The organism is Serratia sp. 2880STDY5682894 (assembly GCF_001537385.1).
Lineage (GTDB): Bacteria > Pseudomonadota > Gammaproteobacteria > Enterobacterales > Enterobacteriaceae > Serratia > Serratia nevei.
The window spans coordinates 341,543-360,717 of the sequence record NZ_FCJA01000001.1 but is presented as its reverse complement, the minus strand read 5'-3'; the positions used below and the strand labels follow the sequence as shown (position 1 = coordinate 360,717).

The window sequence follows — 19,175 nt, the reverse complement described above, 5'->3', positions numbered from 1 at the left end:
TAAATTATTCTCAAGCATATATATCTGATAACGTAACTGGATATATACATGATATGTCTAATAACAATTGGGATTGGAATCGAAGTGGACCATTGAATGTTGCCGAAGTGGATGGACAATTAGTATCTCTAGACAACCGCAGATTATATGCAGCACAAATGGCTAATGTAGAATCTGTACCGATTAAGAGAGTTAATTTATCTGAACCGTTACCACCACCAGCAACTGGAGGTACGTATGGGAGTAATCTCAATAAAAAACTGAACTCTAAACCTAAGAATTCTGATGTTCCTAGAGTCCAGTTGCCAGCAACAGGAACACCTAAAAAGCCAACAATTGTTAGCAAGAACAAAAAAACGGGGAGTTGCAAATGATAGCTAAAGAAATGCAGAGTAAGTGGGAAGACAATCAACTGATCGGATTAGATGTAATCATTAATGATGTAGGTGTCGTAAGAGAAATAGACATTGAATTCGAGATAAATTATAAATTTAAAGACACCTTTAATAAGGAATATAAAATTTCATTAGGTAGTGAGACAACCTTGAATGCATTGATTGAACAGTATGACGAGGTGTGGTCAGAGATTCAAGTGAATAACAAGGTGCAACTTTCTGACGGTGATTTCTTGTTATGTGGTGAGGGTGAAATGGGCAATGAAGGGTTTATTGCACGTACAGATGGAATTAATAGATTGAAATGGTTTATGTACTCAACAACCTCTAACCCTTTTGTTAACGTTATAGAAGCTGGCAAATGCGTATATTTTCAATCTACGCTGGGTTTCTATCTCTGCTTTGATATAACCAATAATAACATATCTATAAAAAATGAAAAAAGTTGGTGAGACTTTAAACGAAAGTGATTGGCGTGGATGAAAGTTTATTTCTATGAAGTGATGAGCTAAATCGGCAAGCTTCAGGGCCAAACGGTGGCCGGCGCGGCGAAGCGGCAGGGCGCGCAATATCTGCAGCTGCTGCGCTACGCCGGGCAATATCAGGACGACGAAAGCGGCCTGCACTACAACCTATTCCGTTACTACGAACCCGAGGTGGGGCGTTTCACCACGCAGGATCCGCTGGGGTTGAGTACCAGAAGAGACTAACTCTCAGGGGATAAAATGCTTCTGAAAAGTGCGGTATTGAAATTAACCAGTATGACGACCAACTTGTCTGGAATATACAGCGCAATGCCTTTGTTAATTATCATTTAAGTAGAGAATAAGCTAAAGATGAAGGTACAAGCAATAAAAACTAAGTATGGGATCATACTAGGACGAGATGCCTTGATCATTTCTGAACATGAAATGAGTTTTTCTCCTTTTACATTTAAAGTTAAAGCGTTGCTTTCGTTATCGGCATGCGAGCCAGAGGTTTTGAATGAGGCAGATGTGAAAATAGAGTTCTTTTTTAGTGAAATAGAAAGGATGTCTATTTATAAAGTTGATGACTACCCTTATGAGAGGTATTCAGAGTCAAGCTTTGATTTGCTGGAAGAATACAGTTCAGGAAGAAAAAGAGTTGCGTTAAGTATTTATGATCATGTTTTCGATGTTACAGGTAATTTTAAAATATTGTATGAATAACGGGGCGTTTTGAGTCGCAGAAAAAGATTGAAGTGGTAGGAGGCATAGTAACAGCAGTCACTGCGCGACGCCTTTGGATTGATAGAACACCACGAAACAGGACTACTTGATGCCTCCATACCATCGAGTAGGTATCTGTAACCTATTAGCTGTTAAACCAGTAACGGCGGGGTGGTAGCGTGTTAAAACTACGAAGCAGGGCTGTTAAGTGGAGGGGACTATTGTGGATGATAGTGAAAACATGATTGTTACTCAGGCTGAAATTAGTGCGCTGAAGAAGCTTATCATGTATGTTAAGTTTTCTTGTGATGATGTTGAGTCATTAGAGTATGCTGGTAGTTATGCGATCAATAGTTTCTTTGATAAGTTGATTGCTATTGATTATCTTGAAGAGTTTGAACGAAAGTTTTATGACATACAAAACCCGGATAATGAGATTGCAGTAATGAGCAAAATCAATAAATATCAACATGATTCTTTAAATAAAATGAGTGACAAGACTATGAGGGAAGTCTTTAAACAATGTCTTCATCCATTTAAACCAAGATAAAGTATCTTAATAGGAGGGTAATACTCTCTCTTACTAACCACATAGTTTGAAGAGTTTATAAGCCTCCTGTGGCAGCACCGTCGGTTTTCGCAGGAGTGATGTGACAACGGCGACTGTTCGGCGGATATATGCTGATGTTACATTGATTGAATTAGTGCGTTATTGGAAGTAAGTGACACGGTGTATAACCTGGGCGGGTAATGATTAATATGTTTGAAAATAATAGATTAATTGACAAACTGGTGTTTTTGAATGAATCTAATAAAAATGAAAGTGTCACTATAAATTTTTATTCTTGGGTCCATATTATTTATGGAGTGATTATTTTTTATGGGAGAAAAAGTGAAGAGGAAGCAAGTTACATAATTAACAATACACCTATGTTTACAACCCCACCCAAGAATTTCATGGAGGCCTGTATGTTAGGTCATGAGGATGAGTATTATTGGGGTATGGTAATGTCACATGGTGATAGATACTTTGAGAAGGGTTTTACTCGTACAGCACCGGATGATTATTATGAATGGGAGGAGGGCTATATAAGAGATCACCAGCTTGAGATAAACACTCTGGTTTTTAATGATTAAAACAAGTGATGTTGTTAGAGCCGGTAATTCTCAGTCGGTTCTAAATGTCTAGGGTAAAAAAGTATCTAAAAGCAGGTTTGATAATTTTGAAATATCCATCCATAAACATTGATAAATCATTTAATATTACGGTATCATTCCTCCCCCAAAACTAAATACCCAATGTCCCATTAATCAGGGTGCGGCAGTGCCCGCCGATCCAGGGTTCGCCGTCAATAAAGCGCACGCTCACGCGGCCATCTCGATTCAGTTGGGTGCCCTGGCGCACCAGGTAGCCCTGTGCGGTCTGGCCGCCGTCGGGAAAGCGGTTGGCCTTCAATAAGCGCGCCAGGCAGGCGTTGGCGCTGCCGGTTACCGGATCTTCAATCAAAACACCGCATTCCACCATAAACGCGCGCATTTCGTAATCGGCCGGTTCGGCCGTGGTGCAGGCGCCATAGATCACCACGCCATCCACATCGCAAGCCGTTTGCAACCGTTTAATCGTGGCCTGATCCGGCGTTACCGCCAGGCAGGATTGTGCGTCCGGCAGGCGCACCATCAGCCAGCGAATGCCCATCTCGGCAATCACCGGCAGGGGGCCTCCTTCAATCACCGCGGGCCGTAAAGCGGCCATCAGCCGTTCTGTTTCCTCAGCCGCCATTGGGCGAAACTCAACTTCGGGCGCGGCGAACGCCAATATGCCTTCCGGCTGGATATTGACCGCCACCAGGCCGACGCCGCATTCCTGCATCACCGTTCCAGGCCGTTTAGGCGTCAATCCGGCTTCCAGCAGGGCGTGGGCGGTGCCCAGCGTTGGGTGGCCGGCGAAGGGCAGCTCTTTTTCGGTGGTGAAAATGTGCACCTTATAATCCGCCGCCGGGTGCGTCGGTTTAAGTACAAAGGTGGTTTCCGAAAGGTTGGTCCAACGGGCCAATGCCAGCATCTGCGCGGTGCTCAGCCCCTCGGCCTCCAGTACCACCGCCACGGGGTTGCCCTGCAGCGGCGTACGGGTAAACACGTCCACCTGTTTGTAGGCGCGGGGTGTCACATCATCACTTCTGAGCATTGGCCATCATCCGTTATCAACAAAACCTGATGATAACGATATTCGCCAATGGCTTCAAAGGGTTGAGTTTTGTTTTGAGATACCCGCCCGTCGCCATTTCAGCCCCGGCTTAGCGAACATCACCAGGTTGCCCAGCAGGATCAGGCACAGGCCCAGCACGGCGTTGAAGTGCCACTGATAGCCTTCGTAGATCGTTGAGATGGTCAGCGCCACCAGCGGGAACAGCAGGGTGCTGTAGGCCGCCGCGCCGGCGCCGATGCGGCCGAGCAGGCTGAAGTAAGCGGCGAAGGCGATCACCGATCCGAAAATCGCCAGGTACAGCAGGGAGCCGATATAGCGGCTGCTGTGTTCCATCTGGAACGATGCGCCCTGCGCCAAGGCGATCAGCGCCATCAACAGCGCGCCGTAGGTCATGGCGTAGGTGTTGGTGGAGAAGATATCCAGCCCGCGGCGCTGATGGCGCGTGCTGATCATGTTGCCCAGCGAGAAACCGTAGGTGCCGAGCGCGCTCAGGCCGATGCCTTTGAGCAGCTCCGGCGCCATGCGGGTGGCGGCCAGATCTTGCCAAAATAGCGCCACGATGCCGGTCAACCCCAGCAGCGCCGCCGGCAGCAGGTTGGGGCTGGGGCGCTGGCGGAAAAACAGCAGGCTGTTGAGGGCGTTGAACAGTACCGCCATCGAGAAGATCACCGATTCCAGCCCGCTGCTGATGTAGGCCGCCGCGTGGTAGAAGCAGAAGAAGTTGAAGCCGAACACGCAGCAGCCCTGCAGCACGCAGAACAGATGATCGCGCGGAGCGAGGCGGCGCAGGCGGCGCGTTAGCAGCAGCACGGCGAACATCACCGCGGCGGAAATGGCGAAGCGGTAAGCGATCGATACGGGAATGGCCACCGGCCCTTCCTGTTGCAGGGTGATCGCAATCCAGGTGGTGCCCCAAATCAGCACCACGGCGAGGTACAACAGCGCATTCATTCTATTTGTTACTCCGAAAAAACCGATGGCGCAGTATCCGTTTTGGCGCGCGGCGGCGCTTGCAGCGCTTTGCGGCCAGTTGCATATTCTTGCGCTTTTTTTGCCAAAAGCGCGGGGCGGCGGCTGGTATGCGGCGGCGCCACTCTTTACACTGTCGGCATGTCGAACAACGGGGCCGGCGATGTCCAACTATCAGGCGTTTGAAACACTGCGTGAGCACAAGGCGCGGCTGCACGGCAGCGTGCTGCTGGGCACCGGCGTGGAGCTGGCCGCCTGGTCCAACTGCAACGATCGCGTCACGCAGGAAAGCGCCGACCACCATACCCTAAGCCTGTACGTCGCCGACGGCTATGAGTGCTATCAGCAGGTGCCGGGCGGCTGGCGCAACGGCGGCGGGCCGGATCGGTTCTGCATCATGCCGCGCCAATACGCCTCCACCTGGGACGTGCGCAGCGATCTGTCGTTCGTGCACCTGTATTGCACCGACGGGCATTTGCGGCAGCTGGCGGAGCAGACCTGGGATCGCAGCCCGGCGGCGATCAACGTAGAGCCGCGCAGCTTCGGCGAAGATCCGCAGATCACGCTGCTGTATCGCCAGTTTTTGCTCAACTGCGACTGGCGGGACAGCGCCAACCTGCTGGCGCTCAGCAGCGCGTCTAACCTGCTGATGTCACATCTGATCCAGCGTTACAGCCAGCTGCAGTGGAAGCTGCCGCAGGCGCGCGGCGGCCTGGCGCCCTCGGTGGCCAGGCGGGTGCGGGACTATATCGAAAACCACCTCGATCGGCCTTTGCTGTTGGCGGATCTGGCGGCGCAGGCCGGGCTGAGCGAATACCATTTCGCTCGCATGTTCAAGCACGCCACCGGGTTGGCGCCGCACCAGTTTGTGATGCGCGCCCGGCTGCAGCGGGCGGAACGGCTGCTGCGGCACAGCCAACAGCCGATCACCGAGATCGCGCTGGCGTGCGGCTTCAGCTCCGCCAGCCACTTCAGCAACCGCTTCAAAGCGGCCTATGGATTTGCTCCGCTGCAGGTGCGGCAGGGGCGTTAACCGGAAGGGAGAGCAGCATGGATCAACCATTTGCCGGGCTGGGCGTGTTGTTTGTCGCCGGATTCGGGCCCATCACGCGTGAGAGCGACGAGAGCAAGGCGTTTTATGTCGAGGCACTGGGGTTGCCGCTAAAGCCGATGCCGGGCAACGAAACCTATCTGCTGTCGGAGCAGGGCGCGCTGGATGGCGTGAAGCATTTCGCCCTGTGGCCGCTGGCGCAGGCGGCGCAGTCCTGCTTTGGCGACGATCGCTGGCCGGCGGATCTCGCGGTGCCGCAGGCGTGGATCGAGTTCGACGTGGCCGACATGGCGGCCGCCACCCAGGGGCTGGTCGATCGCGGTTATCGGCTGTTGGTCGCCAACCGCGAAGAGCCGTGGGGGCAGAGCGTTACCCGTTTGCTCAGCCCGGAAGGGTTGCTGGTCGGTGTCACCTATACGCCCTGGCTGCGGTAAACGCCACGCCGTTCGCCGCCGCCTGCCGGCGGTGAGCGGCTTAAGAACAAATACGCATTAGCTTAAAGCGGTCTGCGCTATAGACCCATCAAATCCCCGAGTGGTTTCCCTTCCTGTAAGCAGAAATTCCGTTCATTGCGTAAAAACCAATGGCCAGAACGCGCTATTGCCATGCCATTTTACGGCGATTTTCCCCCGTCTTTTTTTGCCGCCAGGTGCCTGATGGGAATAGAGATTATTCTTATATTTCCGCCAACCCTTAAGAAATAATAATGATTCTCGTTTTCAACCACGGAAAGGAGAAGGAACGATGAAAACAGTGAAGCGAACGGGCATCGCGCTGGCGATAGCCCTGACTTTCCCCCTGGCATTGCCCGCCGCTACGGCGGCGCAATCCTCCCTGACTAACAGTAAGGCGGCAACGATGACGGAAAAACACGGGCAGTTCATTGCGGTCGGTAAAGTGGTGCAGGTGACCTTCGGCGATTTCGCCTTCAAGCTGGATTTTACCGATGACAAGACCATGACCTTCACCGGCATCGGCGAGGCGTCGCAGGGCATCACCGATACCGTGCAATACACTGCGGTGGAGATTCGGCCGAAGGTCTATATGGTCTATTGGCACGAACCTCAGTCCGGCGACAACGTGACGCATATCGAGGACTTTGAGCGCGGCGAGGTGTACACCAACATCGCCGCCAAGGACGGCAGCTTCACCCATCTGAAAGGGCAGCTGAAAATCGTAGGTCACTCAGGAAAATAAGGAGCAGTTATGAAAAAGGCATTGATCACCTGTGCGATCGTCGGCGGCTTGCTGGCGAGTTACCCGGCGCTGTCAACGGATCAGGCGGCGTCTTACAAATCGACCGGCAAAGGCGGTTATCATCATGCCCAGCAGAAGCTGAAGGTGGTGGAAGATCTGTACGCGGGCTTCTTCAACCGCCACGACATCGGCGTGGCGCAGAGGCTGATTGTGGAAAACTACAAGCAGCATAACCCGTTCGTCGGCGACGGCATCAAGCCGTTCCTGGATTTCTTCAGCCAGACCTTTAAGGACAATCCGCAGTACAGCGCCAAAATATACCGCAGCGCGGTCAACGGCGATCTGGTCTATGTTCACGTCAAATACCAAAATAACCCGCAGGATCGCGGCACCGCCAGCGTGGATATTTATCGGGTGAACGATCAGGGGAAAATCACCGAGCATTGGGACGTCAATCAGGATGTGCCGGAAAAATCGGCTAACGACAATACCATGTTCTGATCCGCAAGGGCCGCTGCGGCGGCCCTCAACACGCCCGCAACACTTTATTTACTTACATAAATATTAAATGACCGCCGCGTCGAGTAGGCTACGGCCGCCTTTGGCAGTGGTGGCACGGTTGATGGGCGTCATTGTCCCGCCACTGCTTGAGGCGTTTCCCCGCATTTCCCGTTATCCCGCGCGTTGACTCTCCACTTTTTTGAACTGATGGCGCAGCTGCAGCGCATTGCAAAGCACCAACACCGCCGTCACCGCGAACACCCAGCGGAACCCCATCATCGCCGAAATGCCCGAACCCAGCAGCGGGCCAACCACGTTGCCCAGGTACATAAAGGATTGGTTATAGCCGAAGATGCGCCCGGTCACCTGATCGGAGGAATACCTCAGCAGCAGCGCCTGCACTGCCGGCATCAGCGCGCCGTCGGCGAAGCCGAGCAGGAAGCGCAGAATGCCCAGCTGCAGCGGCGTATTGACCCAGGCCATCACGGCGAACAGCCCGGTGGTGAACAGCAGCGCGGCGATCAGGATGCGCGCGGTGCCGATGCGATCGCCGAGGCGCCCGAGGCGCGGCGCCGAGATCAGCGCCGCAATGCCGGGCACGGCGGCGATCATGCCGCTGACAAAGGCAATATTGCTGACGTCGCCGGACAGCTCGCGGATGAACAGCGTCAGGATCGGGCTGATGGACGAGTTGGCCAGCTGGATCATCAGGGTACAAATGAACAGGGTGACGATCAGCGTCGGATAGGGCAGCGAACGGAATACCGCCTTGCCGCTCAGCTGATCCGCTTTTTTCACCGTGATGCGCCGCTCTTTAATCAGGAACAGCGTCACCAGGAAGCTGACGAACATCAGCCCGGCGGTGACGAAAAACACCACCCGCAGCCCCAGATGATCGGCCATCAGCCCGCCCAAGAGCGGCCCGGCGATCACGCCGGAGATCTGCCCGGTAGAGAGCGTGCCCAGCGCCCAGCCGCTTTTATCGCGCGGCGCCTGCGAGGCGACCAGCGCCATGGCGTTGGGAATATAGCCGGACGTCAGCCCCATCAGGGCGCGCAGCGCGAACAGCTGCCAGACGTTGGTGGCCAGCCCCTGCAGCGCGATGACGATCGCCATGCCCAGCGAGGCGCGCAGCAGCATAAGCTTGCGGCCTTTGCGGTCGGCCAGGCTGCCCCACAGCGGTGAGACTACCGCCGAGACCAAAAAGGTGCCGCTGAACACCAGCCCGGACCACAGGCTGAGGGATTGGTGATCGCTGACGCCGAGCTGTTCGACGTACAGCGGCAGAAAAGGGAGGATTTGGCTCATCGCCAGCCCGGTGAAGAAACACCCGAGCCAGACCGAGATCAGATTGACTTTCCACGCTTCCATCGGCTTACCGTACCACGTTGAATAAGGAGGGATTTATTAAGCAAAATAATAATAACACTGCAAACTAATCGGCGAGGGGCAAATGCGTGAGCAAACGTAACCCTGCCGATGCAGTGTCTTTTTTGCTATATATTAATAGCTATATTATCATAGGTAACTGGGTTAAGCCAGAGCGGCGCGGTAGCCAGGAAGGGCACCGCGCGATCCGGCGGTGTGAAAGCAGGGATAAACTGAACGCTAGATTGATGCCAATGAAGAAAGATCATCCTGAAGACGTGACGCTGCTGCGCACGCAGTTAATGTCGCTGGTGCGCCGTTTACGGCGCGAATCGCGCAGCGACGAAAAATCCTGGGCCCAACTGATGCTGTTGGGGGCTATCGATCGCCACGGCGGCGAGGCGACGCCGTCGCTGCTGGCGGAATCGGAGCGCATGCGTTCCTCTAACCTGGCGGCCGCCTTGCGTGAGCTGGAGGCCGATGGCTTGCTGGTGCGCACGCCGGACGCCGAAGACAAACGCCGGGTGCGGGTGCGCCTGACGCCCGCCGGGCTGGGCCTGCTGCAGCAAAGCCGCAGCCGGCGCGAGGCGTGGCTGCTGGCGGCGATGGAAAGCTGTTTAACGGAGCGGGAGCAGGCGCTGTTGATTGAGGCGGGGGCCTTGATGGCGCGGCTGGCGGCGGCGCCGTCAACGGAAACGGAATAATCGGCGGGGCGGCCGGTGCGCCGCCCCTGCGGCGAGATTACGGCATCGGCCAATCGACCGGCATGGTGCTGACCACGTCCACGTAGCGATCCCAGGCCGAAGACCAGAATTGGGTGAAGGCTTCCAGGGTAAGGTGGATGCCCATCAGGCCCATCACGAACCAGCAGGCGGTAAACAGGCCCAGGCTGCTGAACATGAACGCCATGCCGTTACGGCTGGTCTTACGGCAAACGACGTTTAACTGGCTGGCGAAGAACATCATCACGGCGCTCAGCAACTCCCAGCGCATCATGACTAAACCGGTGGCAATGGTACTCATCGAACTCGATCCTATGTAACAAAAAGCCGCATCCGGCAGGGCGCCGACAGGGAAATGCGGGGGAATATCGGGAATAGTGTGATTAAGATCACATTGTAGCATTGGGGCGAACGGCGGCTCAATGGGAAGCGCGGTGAAAAAAACGCCGACGGTAACATTCCAATATGCTGAAACAGTTATGCCATTTCATTAGCAACCTTTTCATGGGGCGGTGCGCCCGATAACGCTATGCTTGCCGGCTTTTCAGTTCCCTGATTTTGCGGGGAAATGTGACGCAAAAGGTATCGGCACCGCATGGCCCTGTTAAAAGAAAAAATTCGCGACCACTCTGCGGAAGAGAGGCTGTTTATCCGCCGGGCCGGCGTAGCGCTGGCACTGGTGGTGGTCTGTTTCGGCGTGCTGATCGTCAATCTCTACCGGCTGCAAATCCGCCAGCACGGCTTTTACCAGACGCGTTCCAACCAGAACGACATCAAGATGCTGCCGATCGCCCCCAGCCGCGGGCTGATCTTCGATCGCAACGGCATTCCGCTGGTGCGAAACGTGACACTGTATCGTATCGAGATCACGCCCAGCAAAATCAGCAACATGGCGGCGCTGCTGCAGGCGCTGACGCCGATCGTCGACCTGACGCCGGAGGACATCAGCGCGTTTCGCGACGACATGCACCACAACAGCCGCTACAAACCGGTGACGCTCAAAGCCGGGCTGAGCGACACCGAGGTGGCGCGCTTTGCCGTCAATCAATACCGTTTCGACGGGGTGACGATCGATACCTATCAACAGCGTGAATATCCTTACGGCGCCCAGCTGGCGCACGTGCTGGGCTATGTGTCGAAGATCAACGACAACGATCTCAAACGCCTGGACAAGGCCGGGCTGAGCGAGAACTATGCCGCCGACCGCAACATTGGCAAACAGGGCATCGAGGCCTATTACGAGTCCGAACTGCACGGCACCACCGGCTATCAGGAGGTGGAGGTGGATAACCACGGGCGGGTGATCCGCCTGCTGAAGGAGCAGCCGCCGAAGGCCGGCAAGAACATCTACCTGACGCTGGATTTACCGCTGCAGCAGTACATCGAATCGGTGCTGAAGGGGCAGCGCGCCGCGGTGGTGGTGGAAGATCCACGGGACGGCGGCATCTTGGCGATGGTCTCCAGCCCCAGCTACGATCCCAATCCTTTCGTCAAAGGCATCGGCTATCAGGCCTATAAGACCTTGCTGACCAACCCGGATTTGCCGCTGATCAATCGCGTCACTCAGGGCTTGTACCCGCCAGCGTCGACGGTGAAGCCCTACATGGCCGTTTCGGCGCTGTTCGCCGGGGTGATCACACCCACCACCACCTTTTTCGGCGCGCCGACCTGGACGCTGCCCGGCACCGAACGCCGCTACCGCGACTGGCTGAAAACCGGCCACGGCATGCTCAACGTCACCAAAGCGATCGAGGAATCCGCCGACACCTTCTTTTATCAGGTGGCGTATGAGATGGGTATCGACCGTATCCACCACTGGCTGAGCCAGTTCGGCTACGGCCAGTCCACCGGCATCGATCTGAACGAAGAGTACCGCGGCGTGCTGCCGAGCCGCGACTGGAAGCTGAAGGTGCACAAAAAGGGCTGGTATCAGGGGGATACGGTTTCGGTGGGCATCGGCCAGGGGTATTGGGTGGCGACGCCGATCCAGATGGTAAAAGCGCTGACCACGCTGATCAACAACGGCCAGGTGAAAACGCCGCACCTGCTGTATTCGTTGCAGCAGGGCAACCGGGTGACGCGCTACCAGCCGCCGGCGCAAGCGGCGCAGATCGGCGATCCCCACTCGCCTTACTGGGGCATCGTGCGTAACGGCATGTACGGCATGGCCAACTTGCCGAACGGCACCGGTTACAAGCTGTTCCACACCGCGCCATACCAGATCGCCGCCAAATCCGGCACCTCGCAGGTGTTCAGCCTGAAGCAAAACCAGACTTACAACGCCAAAATGATCCCGGTGCGGCTGCGCGATCACATCTTCTATACGCTGTTCGCGCCTTACAAAACCCCCCGGGTGGCGATGGCGCTGATCCTGGAAAACGGCGGCGGCGACGGCGTGGTGGCGGGGCCGACCGCCCGCGCGATCCTCGACCACATTTTTGACCCGGTCAACGCGCCGCAGCCCGGCGATCCGGCGCAAAGTAAACCGCAGTTAAACGACAGTGCGGATGTGCAACGGTGATGCGGTTTGTTTTTACTTTCTTACAAACTGCAATCTCCTGACCATTTCCGGCAAGGTAGACTGAAATAACACCATAAACCGAATAAAAACGCAGGGTTAACACAACAGTGGCGCCATCGACCAAAAAAAGCGGTAAAACCTATTCCACAGTTCGTTTCGGCTGGATTTGCGCCGGCATGCTGGTCTGTTTTTTTCTGTTGGCGTTCAGGGTCGGCTATCTGCAGCTGCTGGAGCACCAGCAGCTGGCGGATCAAGCTGACCAGCGCTCTATCCGCACCCAGGTGGTGCCGACCAACCGCGCCATGATCACCGATCGCAACGATGAGGCGCTGGCGGTCAGCGTATCGTCCAAAGACATCGTGCTGGATCCGAAACACATTCTCGATACCCAGACCGACACCGGCAACGAGCGCTGGCAGAGCATGGCCAACGTGCTGAAGATCCCGCTGGCGGACGTGCAGCATCTGATCCAGAGCAACGCGCACAAGCGTTTCGTCTATCTGGCGCGCAAGGTGGAGGACGACAACGCCGCCTACATCAGCAAACTGCACCTGACCGGCGTCAGCACCGAGCAGGATTTCAGCCGCTTTTATCCGATGGGCCAGGACGCCGCCGGGCTGATCGGCATCGTCGGCCAGGACAATCAGGGGCTGGAGGGCATCGAGCTGGGCTTCAACCCGTTGTTGCAGGGCAAAAATGGCCTGCGGGTCTATCAGAAGGACGGCAGCGGCGCGGTGATCGGCGTGCTAAAAAGCGTGGATCCGGTGCCGCCGCCGAACGTGACGCTCAGCATCGACAAATTTATCCAGTATGTGCTCTATGCGCAGATCCGCGACGGCGTGGTGGCCAACCAGGCCGACTCCGGCTGTGCGGTGCTGGTCAAGATCGACACCGGCGAGATCCTCGGCATGGCCAGCTACCCGTCGTTCAACCCGAACAACTATGGCAGCACCCCGGCGAAAGACATTCGCAACGTGTGCAGCAGCGACAGCTTCGAACCGGGCTCGACGGTGAAACCGGTGGTGGTGATGGTGGGGCTGGAGCATAAGCTGATCCGGCCGGATACGGTGCTGGACACCACGCCGTATCGGGTGAACGGTCACCTGATCAAAGACGTCGGCCACTGGTCGAAGTTGACCATCACCGGCGTGCTGCAAAAATCGAGCGACATCGCGGTATCGCACATTGCGCTGGCGCTGCCGGCCACGGTGCTGCCTGCGGTCTATCGCAGCTTTGGCCTGGGGCGGCCGACCGAGCTTGGCATCGGCAACGAGAGCAGCGGCTATCTGCCGCAGCATCGTGAACGCTGGGCCGATATCGAACGCGCTACCTTCTCCTTCGGCTATGGGCTGCGCGTGACGCCGCTGCAGATGGCGCGCGAGTACGCCGCTATCGGTTCCTTCGGCATTTATCGGCCGCTGTCGATCACCAAGGTGACGCCGCCGGTGATGGGGCAGCGTATTCTGCCGGCGGATACGGTACGATCCGTGGTGCATATGATGGAGAGCGATGCCTTGCCGGGCGGCAGCGGGGTGAGCGCCGCGGTGCCGGGCTACCGGCTGGCGATCAAAACCGGTACCGCCGAGAAAATGGGCCCGAGCGGCAAATACGACGGCGGCTACATCAACTACACCGCCGGCGTGGCGCCGGCCAGCGATCCGCAGGTGGCGCTGGTGGTGATGGTCAACAACCCGAAAGCCGGCAAGCACTTCGGCGGTTCGGTGGCCGGGCCGGTGTTCGGCAAGATCATGGCCCAGGTGCTGGAGCACATGAATATTCTGCCGGATGCCCAGCCGCTTAACGTGGTGTCGTCGGTCAAGGGGTAATGATTTAAGCGGGAAATATTGGGCCAGAGAATCTCTGACCCAATATTTAATGCAACGAGTCTGACTTACGCGTTATTTCCCTTGGGTTGCCCACCATTTCGCTACGCAAGCATTGGGTGCCTGAATAGTTTTACCTTCTTTGGTGATATAAGGTACCGGTGAGTAGATTCTTGAGCAGTAGCCTGCCGGGCGTTCGGTAGCATTAACGGTGAGAGGGAGGCTAACGGTGGTGGCTAAAATCGCTGTGAGCAGCATCAGATTTGATAACTTCATCATTCTTCCTTAATTAATGAAAATAGAGTCCCATGCTTGCCGTTACACGACGAGCGCTAATGAGAGTAATAATTTGTTGGTATAACGTCTACGGCAGATTTCATTATGGATGTGCCCTGATTCATTGATTAATATTTATATTGAATATTTATGTCAACATCTAAAAACAACATTTATTTTCCCGAACGCAATTGCTGTCTTTCATTGAAATAAATGTTCCAACAAGCGGTTAGCTGGACTCAAGGTAATGCTTCAGCGCCTGCAGATCGGCGTTCACCAGCCCGGCGTCGCGGGCGAACAGCGCATCGTCCATGTCCGGCTGGCGGAACAGGGTGAAGATCACCTCGGTGCCGCGCCGGTTGGCGAGCGCGCGCAGCGGCACGTAGACCACGCCGCCGTCCGGCAGCGTCACCCAATGATCCAGCACGCCGAAGGCATTTGGCGCGCTGAAGCGAATGTGGATCCGCCCCTGCGGGGTGTCCGCCACCCAGTCTTCATCTTCTCGCCGCAAGCTGTTGGCTAACCCTTTGGCCCACAAGGGGAAGTTTTCCGGCTGGCTGAGAAAGGCATACACCTCGTCACAAGGGCGGTTGATGGTAACATGCAGCGTTTGTGCGCTCAGCATCGTGGTTTCTCCGGTTGGCGGCGATACTTCAGTGTAGATCCCGCCGCGCTTAGAAGTAGTAACCGATGTTCACGTTGGTGCGAAAATACCATTTATTGCTGCCGGGGGACTGGGTGCCGGTCCAACCGGTGGCATTTTCTACGCCGCCCCACGGGTTGGCGTTCTGCGCCCAGGTCAGATCCACCCACAGCATCACCGGCATGGCGAACACTTGTACCCCCAGCGTGTTCATTTTAGAGTCGGAGCCGCCGTGCCTGTCCTTCCAGAGCACGCTGTAATCGTTGTAGAACCGCAGCTTTTTCACCGGCCCCCAGGGCACGTCGACGTCGCGCGCCAGGTTGATGGCGGCGGTGGTGGCCTGCGACGGGATCAGATAGGCCGGCGTCAGGCCGTTGCCCCCCATCAGGATCACCGAATTGTTGGCCCCGGCCGGGCCTTTGGCGTCGTAACCGTAGCGGATCACCTGGCCGGACAGATGCCAGGGATCGTAATTCACCAGCGTATGTAAGCCTGCCGCCCAGAAGCTGCCGTTATCGCCGGTCGCCTGGTTGTAGAGCCGCGAGGCCGCCAGCGAACCGCCGAGCTCATTGTCCCAGCCGCCCTGATGGAAAGCGCGCGTCAGCCGCAGGTTTACCTGATCGCGTTTTTCGTTGCGCTGCAGGTGCTGTGACGCGTAATTGGTGTTTTTCAAATCGTCGTAGCTGGCGACGTCGGGGGCGTAACGCACGCCGGTCGGCATCATGCGCGGGTAGTAGGCGGCGTCGAAGGCCCAATCGTCATGCTGGTATTGGTATTTGGCGCCCAGCCCGGTGTTGACGCCAAAGCCGAGGTAAAACGGAATGCCGTACGACCAGCCGAACTGCGGGTAGGGCATCAGGCCGAACGGTTTGAACGGCGCGCCGAGTTGCACGGCGGAATGCTCAGACAGGTGGTAGCCGACATAGGCGCGGTCGATGGCGTATTTGCGCCGATCCTGAAACCAGAATCCGCTATCGAAAAACGCGTCGTTTACCTGGCCGGCAGCATCGATGCGAAAGGCGTCAAAGCGTAAATGCGGAGGATTCCGATAATTGCTGCTGTGCCAGTCTTCATAGCGATAATTGGCGCGCAGTGCGCCACCGATATCAATATTTTTTTTATTATCCTCGCTTTGCCAATGAATATGCGGAAATGCCGGGCGGCTTTTTTTTACCGGTGCCGCGGTGGCGGCAACGTCGTTGGGTATTGCGGCGACGGTTGCATAACTCACTGGTGAAACAAGGAAAAAACAAAGCGTAATCTTGCGCATGCCAGGCCCCTGAAGAAAGTAGACTGTTTATTAAGGCGAGCGAGTTTCACCTGTGGACAGGGTGCTTACGCTCATCAGTTTTATATTTGAGACGATTTTATCGAGCGTTTCATATATTAAATTTAGCGCCGGTTAATATATGAAACTTTGTTTCTTTTTTAATGGGAAAACTATAAATCCGGTATTAAACAAGTCAAGAAATAAAAATGAGAGTTGACGGGCAATACCGATTATTCGGTTGTCTTGGTCGGCGGGGGCGGCACACAGCAGGCTGAAATATTAGTGTCATCAATGCCCGTTAGACTCGCGGCATCCTGGTATTACTGACTAAAAATCATGAACATAAAACTGACACTGGGCCGCAGGGTAAAATCTGCGGCGGCGCTGCCGCGCGCGTTTGGCTTCGGCAAGAGCATGGGCTTATTAAGCGGCGTAATTTGCGTTATCGCGCTATTTTCTCTGCTGCAACTGTTTTCCACCGTATTTATTTCTAATATTCTGCGCGACGCCAAGGCTAACCTGGTGGCGGGCGATGGCTTGCATCGCCAGCAGGCGACGATGGATCGCGCCAGACTGTCGCTGCTGACGGCCAGCGACAGTCTGAACCGTGCGGGCATTTACTACCTGCAGGACAAAGCCACCGGCTCCGACGGCAGTTGGCACAGCCTGCTGGATGAGTCGTTGGCGGCGCTGCAGGCCTCAGAGCAGGCCTTCGCCCAGTTCGAGCGCCTGAGCGCGGAGGCGCCCGAGGCGGCGGGCGCCCTGAAAGACAGCTACCGCCTGTTCTATGACGGCCTGAAAGAGCAGGCGCAAGGGTTGCAGGGCAGCAGCATCGATGCGTTTTTCGCCGTGCCGATCCAGGCGTTTCAGGCGGATTTCAACGAGAAGTACCTCGCTTATCAGGCGCTGAACGAACGGCGTGGCGATGATGTCAACGTGCGGCAATTGGCGGCGCTGGAGCAAGCCAGGACCTTTGCGCTCGGCGCGCTGGCCGCGCTGGCGCTGATCGCCGTGGGGGTGTGGGTCGGCGTCTCTCGCTGGGTGATCGCACCGCTGCGGCGGGCAATCGCGCACCTCAACGTGCTGGCCGCCGGCGATCTTTCGCGGCCGCTGCCGCCTGAGCGGGCATTCAACCGCGAGATGCACCAGCTGCAGACCAGCATTGGCCACATGCAGGGCGGCCTGCAGCGCCTGGTCAGCGAGGTGCGCGATGCGGCGAGCGGGATCCTGAACGGCGTCGGGCGGCTGGCGGACGGCAATCGACAGTTGACGGCGCAGTCGGCGAAGCAGAACGGTGAATTGCAGTTGGCGACCGAGCACGTGCAGCAGCTGGCGGCGCGGGTGGAAGAGAACGGTCAATACGCGCAGCAGGCCAGCCAACGAACCGAACAGGCCCGGCAGTGCGCCGGCGCCGGTGAGCAGATGATGGAAACCGTCAATGTTTCGATGCAAGGGATCGTCAACCAATCGGCCGAAATGCGCGGCATCGTCGCGCTGATCGACAGCGTGGCGTTCCAGACCAATATTCTGGCGCTGAATGCGGCAATCGAGGCGGCGCACGCCGGCGTTCATGGCCGCGGCTTTGCCATCGTGGCCAAAGAGGTGGGGCTGCTGGCGCAAAAGAGCAGCCATTCGACGCGCGATATTCAGCAGTTGATCAACCGTTCGCTGCAGCAAATCGATCAAGGTTCGCAGGCGGTGGATCTGCTGACGGGCAACCTGCGCCAGATTATCGATCTGGTGAACAAATGCAGTGCGCTGATGGGGGACATTTCCCTGGCGTCGCTCAATCAGGGGGAGAGCATTCAGGACGTGACGGCGCGCATCTCGGCGCTGAATCAGGTGGCGCGCCAAACCGGCACGGTGGTGAACGCGGTGACCGAGGCCTCGCAGCTGTTGCAGGGCGAGTCGGAACGGTTGGAAAAAGCGATGGCGCGTTTCAGGCTGCCGGCGCAATAAATACTTCCGATGCAGGTTAATGAATAATAAAGCTGCGCTTAACGTTATTTATTATTTTCGTGCCCTGAGAAAGTTCAGCGGTTAAATAAAAGCGCAGGCCGACGCTTATGGATTAAAAAAACATCGGCCTGCAGAGATTATTTTTGACGGGATGATTAACGGCTGGTCTGGTGGCCGATAATGCCGCCAAGCGCTGCGCCGCCAAGGGTGCCCAGCGTGCTGCCGTCGGTCAGTACCGCGCCGCCGACGGCGCCCACGCCCGCGCCGATCGCCGTGTTGCGATCGCGATTGGACATATGCCCACATGCGGTAACGGAAAGCGTTGCCATCACCACCACCAACACACCTGCGGCACGTTTAATATTCATAATGAGTTCCTGGTAAATTGACTGATTAATGGATTAAAAATAATCCGATTAACCTGCCGGTAGAAGTTGGGATGAATGTATTCCTCCGTAAGAAAATCGAACAGGTAAAAATTCTTAATTTTGCAGCGGTGAAAAGCGATTGCTCGCCGAATGTGCGGCCGCCGGTAAAATCGTGGGTCTATACTGGAAAGACGCCTCGCGGGGTGCGGGGCGCACACTCTGGAGGCCGCCATGTCCGATCTCGTTTCCGCATCCGGCAAACCGGTGAAAATCCCCGGCCCGGCCCACCCAATCACCTTGACCCACCATCCGGCGCGGGTTGTCGTGCGTGCAGCCGGTCAGACCCTGGCCGACAGCCGCAACGTGCTCATCCTGCAGGAAGCCACCTATCCGCCGGTGTTTTACTTTCCGCGTGAGGATGTGAATCGGGCGCTGTTGCAGAAAAACGAGCACGTCAGCTACTGCCCTTATAAGGGCGACTGCAGTTATTTCTCCCTTGTGCTTAACGGCGAGCAGGAGGCCAATGTGGCCTGGAGTTATGAAATGCCCTACAACGCCGTGGTGGCAATCAAGGATCATCTGGCATTTTATCCCGATAAAGTGACGGAGATCCGCACCGAAGCATGAGCCGCCGCCGCCATCGGGCGGGGGCAGGTTGACATTCTCATTGTCCCTACTCATTATGTGTATTACCGGAAATTGATACGCTTTCCTTA

At 56.1% G+C, this 19,175-nt stretch carries 21 protein-coding genes and 1 pseudogene; 14 read left to right on the top strand and 8 right to left on the bottom strand.

Annotated features, from left to right (window positions below; all coding sequences use genetic code 11):
* Nucleotides 1-370: 370 nt before the first annotated feature.
* The 5 genes and pseudogenes from AWX27_RS01560 to AWX27_RS01550 all read left to right on the top strand — a co-directional run bounded on the left by AWX27_RS01560 (nt 371) and on the right by AWX27_RS01550 (nt 2,722).
* Nucleotides 371-847, top strand: a complete 477-nt coding sequence (locus tag AWX27_RS01560; protein ID WP_060419007.1) for a hypothetical protein — start codon at nt 371-373, stop codon at nt 845-847.
* Between the two features lie 63 nt (nt 848-910).
* A pseudogene (locus AWX27_RS24845) lies at nt 911-1,087 on the top strand (RHS repeat-associated core domain-containing protein); the annotation flags it as partial.
* A 144-nt stretch (nt 1,088-1,231) separates the two neighbouring features.
* Nucleotides 1,232-1,585 (top strand): hypothetical protein, encoded by a 354-nt coding sequence (locus AWX27_RS24275; RefSeq protein ID WP_060448642.1) that lies wholly within the window; start codon nt 1,232-1,234, stop codon nt 1,583-1,585.
* Between the two features lie 223 nt (nt 1,586-1,808).
* A complete protein-coding gene (locus tag AWX27_RS01555; RefSeq protein WP_230200966.1) occupies nt 1,809-2,135 on the top strand; it encodes a hypothetical protein in 327 nt (108 codons plus the stop codon).
* A gap of 209 nt (nt 2,136-2,344) precedes the next feature.
* On the top strand, nt 2,345-2,722 hold the full coding sequence (locus tag AWX27_RS01550) for a hypothetical protein (protein ID WP_060419005.1): 378 nt from the start codon (nt 2,345-2,347) through the stop codon (nt 2,720-2,722).
* 151 nt (nt 2,723-2,873) lie between these two features.
* On the opposite strand, the gene AWX27_RS01545 is transcribed toward AWX27_RS01550, so the two are convergent.
* A complete protein-coding gene (locus AWX27_RS01545) occupies nt 2,874-3,770 on the bottom strand; it encodes a PhzF family phenazine biosynthesis protein (RefSeq protein ID WP_060419003.1) in 897 nt (298 codons plus the stop codon).
* A gap of 54 nt (nt 3,771-3,824) precedes the next feature.
* Nucleotides 3,825-4,742 carry a DMT family transporter gene (locus tag AWX27_RS01540; protein ID WP_049199489.1) on the bottom strand — a complete coding sequence of 306 codons (918 nt, stop codon included), beginning with the start codon at nt 4,740-4,742 and terminating at the stop codon, nt 3,825-3,827.
* 181 nt (nt 4,743-4,923) lie between these two features.
* Here AWX27_RS01540 and AWX27_RS01535 point away from each other — a divergent pair, with 181 nt between their 5' ends.
* The 4 genes from AWX27_RS01535 (at nt 4,924) to AWX27_RS01520 (ending at nt 7,509) form a co-directional block, all read left to right on the top strand.
* On the top strand, nt 4,924-5,793 hold the full coding sequence (locus AWX27_RS01535) for a helix-turn-helix domain-containing protein (RefSeq protein WP_049199491.1): 870 nt from the start codon (nt 4,924-4,926) through the stop codon (nt 5,791-5,793).
* Nucleotides 5,794-5,810: 17 nt separating this feature from the next.
* The gene (locus AWX27_RS01530) at nt 5,811-6,245 is read left to right on the top strand and encodes a VOC family protein (protein WP_038875193.1); all 435 of its coding nucleotides are present in this window, start codon (nt 5,811-5,813) and stop codon (nt 6,243-6,245) included.
* Between the two features lie 310 nt (nt 6,246-6,555).
* Nucleotides 6,556-7,008, top strand: coding sequence for a MoaF-related domain-containing protein (locus tag AWX27_RS01525; RefSeq protein ID WP_230200965.1), 453 nt, complete (start codon nt 6,556-6,558; stop codon nt 7,006-7,008).
* Between the two features lie 9 nt (nt 7,009-7,017).
* Nucleotides 7,018-7,509: a nuclear transport factor 2 family protein gene (locus AWX27_RS01520; RefSeq protein WP_060419002.1), complete on the top strand. Its 492-nt coding sequence runs from the start codon at nt 7,018-7,020 to the stop codon at nt 7,507-7,509.
* 171 nt (nt 7,510-7,680) lie between these two features.
* On the opposite strand, the gene AWX27_RS01515 is transcribed toward AWX27_RS01520, so the two are convergent.
* A complete protein-coding gene (locus AWX27_RS01515) occupies nt 7,681-8,880 on the bottom strand; it encodes a multidrug efflux MFS transporter (protein WP_060419000.1) in 1,200 nt (399 codons plus the stop codon).
* A gap of 251 nt (nt 8,881-9,131) precedes the next feature.
* Between AWX27_RS01515 and AWX27_RS01510 the strand changes: the two genes are divergently transcribed.
* Entirely contained in the window at nt 9,132-9,581 is a 450-nt protein-coding gene (locus tag AWX27_RS01510) for a MarR family winged helix-turn-helix transcriptional regulator (protein WP_038875187.1), read from the top strand.
* Nucleotides 9,582-9,618: 37 nt separating this feature from the next.
* Here AWX27_RS01510 and AWX27_RS01505 read toward each other — a convergent pair whose 3' ends face one another.
* Nucleotides 9,619-9,900, bottom strand: coding sequence for a YjcB family protein (locus AWX27_RS01505; protein WP_033634498.1), 282 nt, complete (start codon nt 9,898-9,900; stop codon nt 9,619-9,621).
* A 294-nt stretch (nt 9,901-10,194) separates the two neighbouring features.
* Here AWX27_RS01505 and mrdA point away from each other — a divergent pair, with 294 nt between their 5' ends.
* The gene (gene mrdA, locus AWX27_RS01500; protein ID WP_060418998.1) at nt 10,195-12,120 is read left to right on the top strand and encodes a penicillin-binding protein 2; all 1,926 of its coding nucleotides are present in this window, start codon (nt 10,195-10,197) and stop codon (nt 12,118-12,120) included.
* A 107-nt stretch (nt 12,121-12,227) separates the two neighbouring features.
* On the top strand, nt 12,228-13,946 hold the full coding sequence (locus AWX27_RS01495; protein ID WP_038875183.1) for a penicillin-binding transpeptidase domain-containing protein: 1,719 nt from the start codon (nt 12,228-12,230) through the stop codon (nt 13,944-13,946).
* A gap of 72 nt (nt 13,947-14,018) precedes the next feature.
* Here AWX27_RS01495 and AWX27_RS24270 read toward each other — a convergent pair whose 3' ends face one another.
* From AWX27_RS24270 to AWX27_RS01485, 3 genes are all read right to left on the bottom strand, one after another.
* Nucleotides 14,019-14,222: a hypothetical protein gene (locus AWX27_RS24270; protein WP_223294866.1), complete on the bottom strand. Its 204-nt coding sequence runs from the start codon at nt 14,220-14,222 to the stop codon at nt 14,019-14,021.
* 226 nt (nt 14,223-14,448) lie between these two features.
* Entirely contained in the window at nt 14,449-14,844 is a 396-nt protein-coding gene (locus tag AWX27_RS01490) for an SRPBCC family protein (protein ID WP_060418995.1), read from the bottom strand.
* A 49-nt stretch (nt 14,845-14,893) separates the two neighbouring features.
* On the bottom strand, nt 14,894-16,132 hold the full coding sequence (locus AWX27_RS01485) for a hypothetical protein (protein WP_080432927.1): 1,239 nt from the start codon (nt 16,130-16,132) through the stop codon (nt 14,894-14,896).
* A 414-nt stretch (nt 16,133-16,546) separates the two neighbouring features.
* Here AWX27_RS01485 and AWX27_RS01480 point away from each other — a divergent pair, with 414 nt between their 5' ends.
* On the top strand, nt 16,547-18,091 hold the full coding sequence (locus tag AWX27_RS01480) for a methyl-accepting chemotaxis protein (RefSeq protein WP_172906254.1): 1,545 nt from the start codon (nt 16,547-16,549) through the stop codon (nt 18,089-18,091).
* Nucleotides 18,092-18,246: 155 nt separating this feature from the next.
* Here AWX27_RS01480 and osmB read toward each other — a convergent pair whose 3' ends face one another.
* Nucleotides 18,247-18,459, bottom strand: a complete 213-nt coding sequence (gene osmB / locus AWX27_RS01475; RefSeq protein WP_004940700.1) for an osmotically-inducible lipoprotein OsmB — start codon at nt 18,457-18,459, stop codon at nt 18,247-18,249.
* A 231-nt stretch (nt 18,460-18,690) separates the two neighbouring features.
* Here osmB and AWX27_RS01470 point away from each other — a divergent pair, with 231 nt between their 5' ends.
* Nucleotides 18,691-19,086, top strand: a complete 396-nt coding sequence (locus AWX27_RS01470) for a DUF427 domain-containing protein (protein ID WP_060418991.1) — start codon at nt 18,691-18,693, stop codon at nt 19,084-19,086.
* The last annotated feature ends 89 nt before the right edge of the window (nt 19,087-19,175 follow it).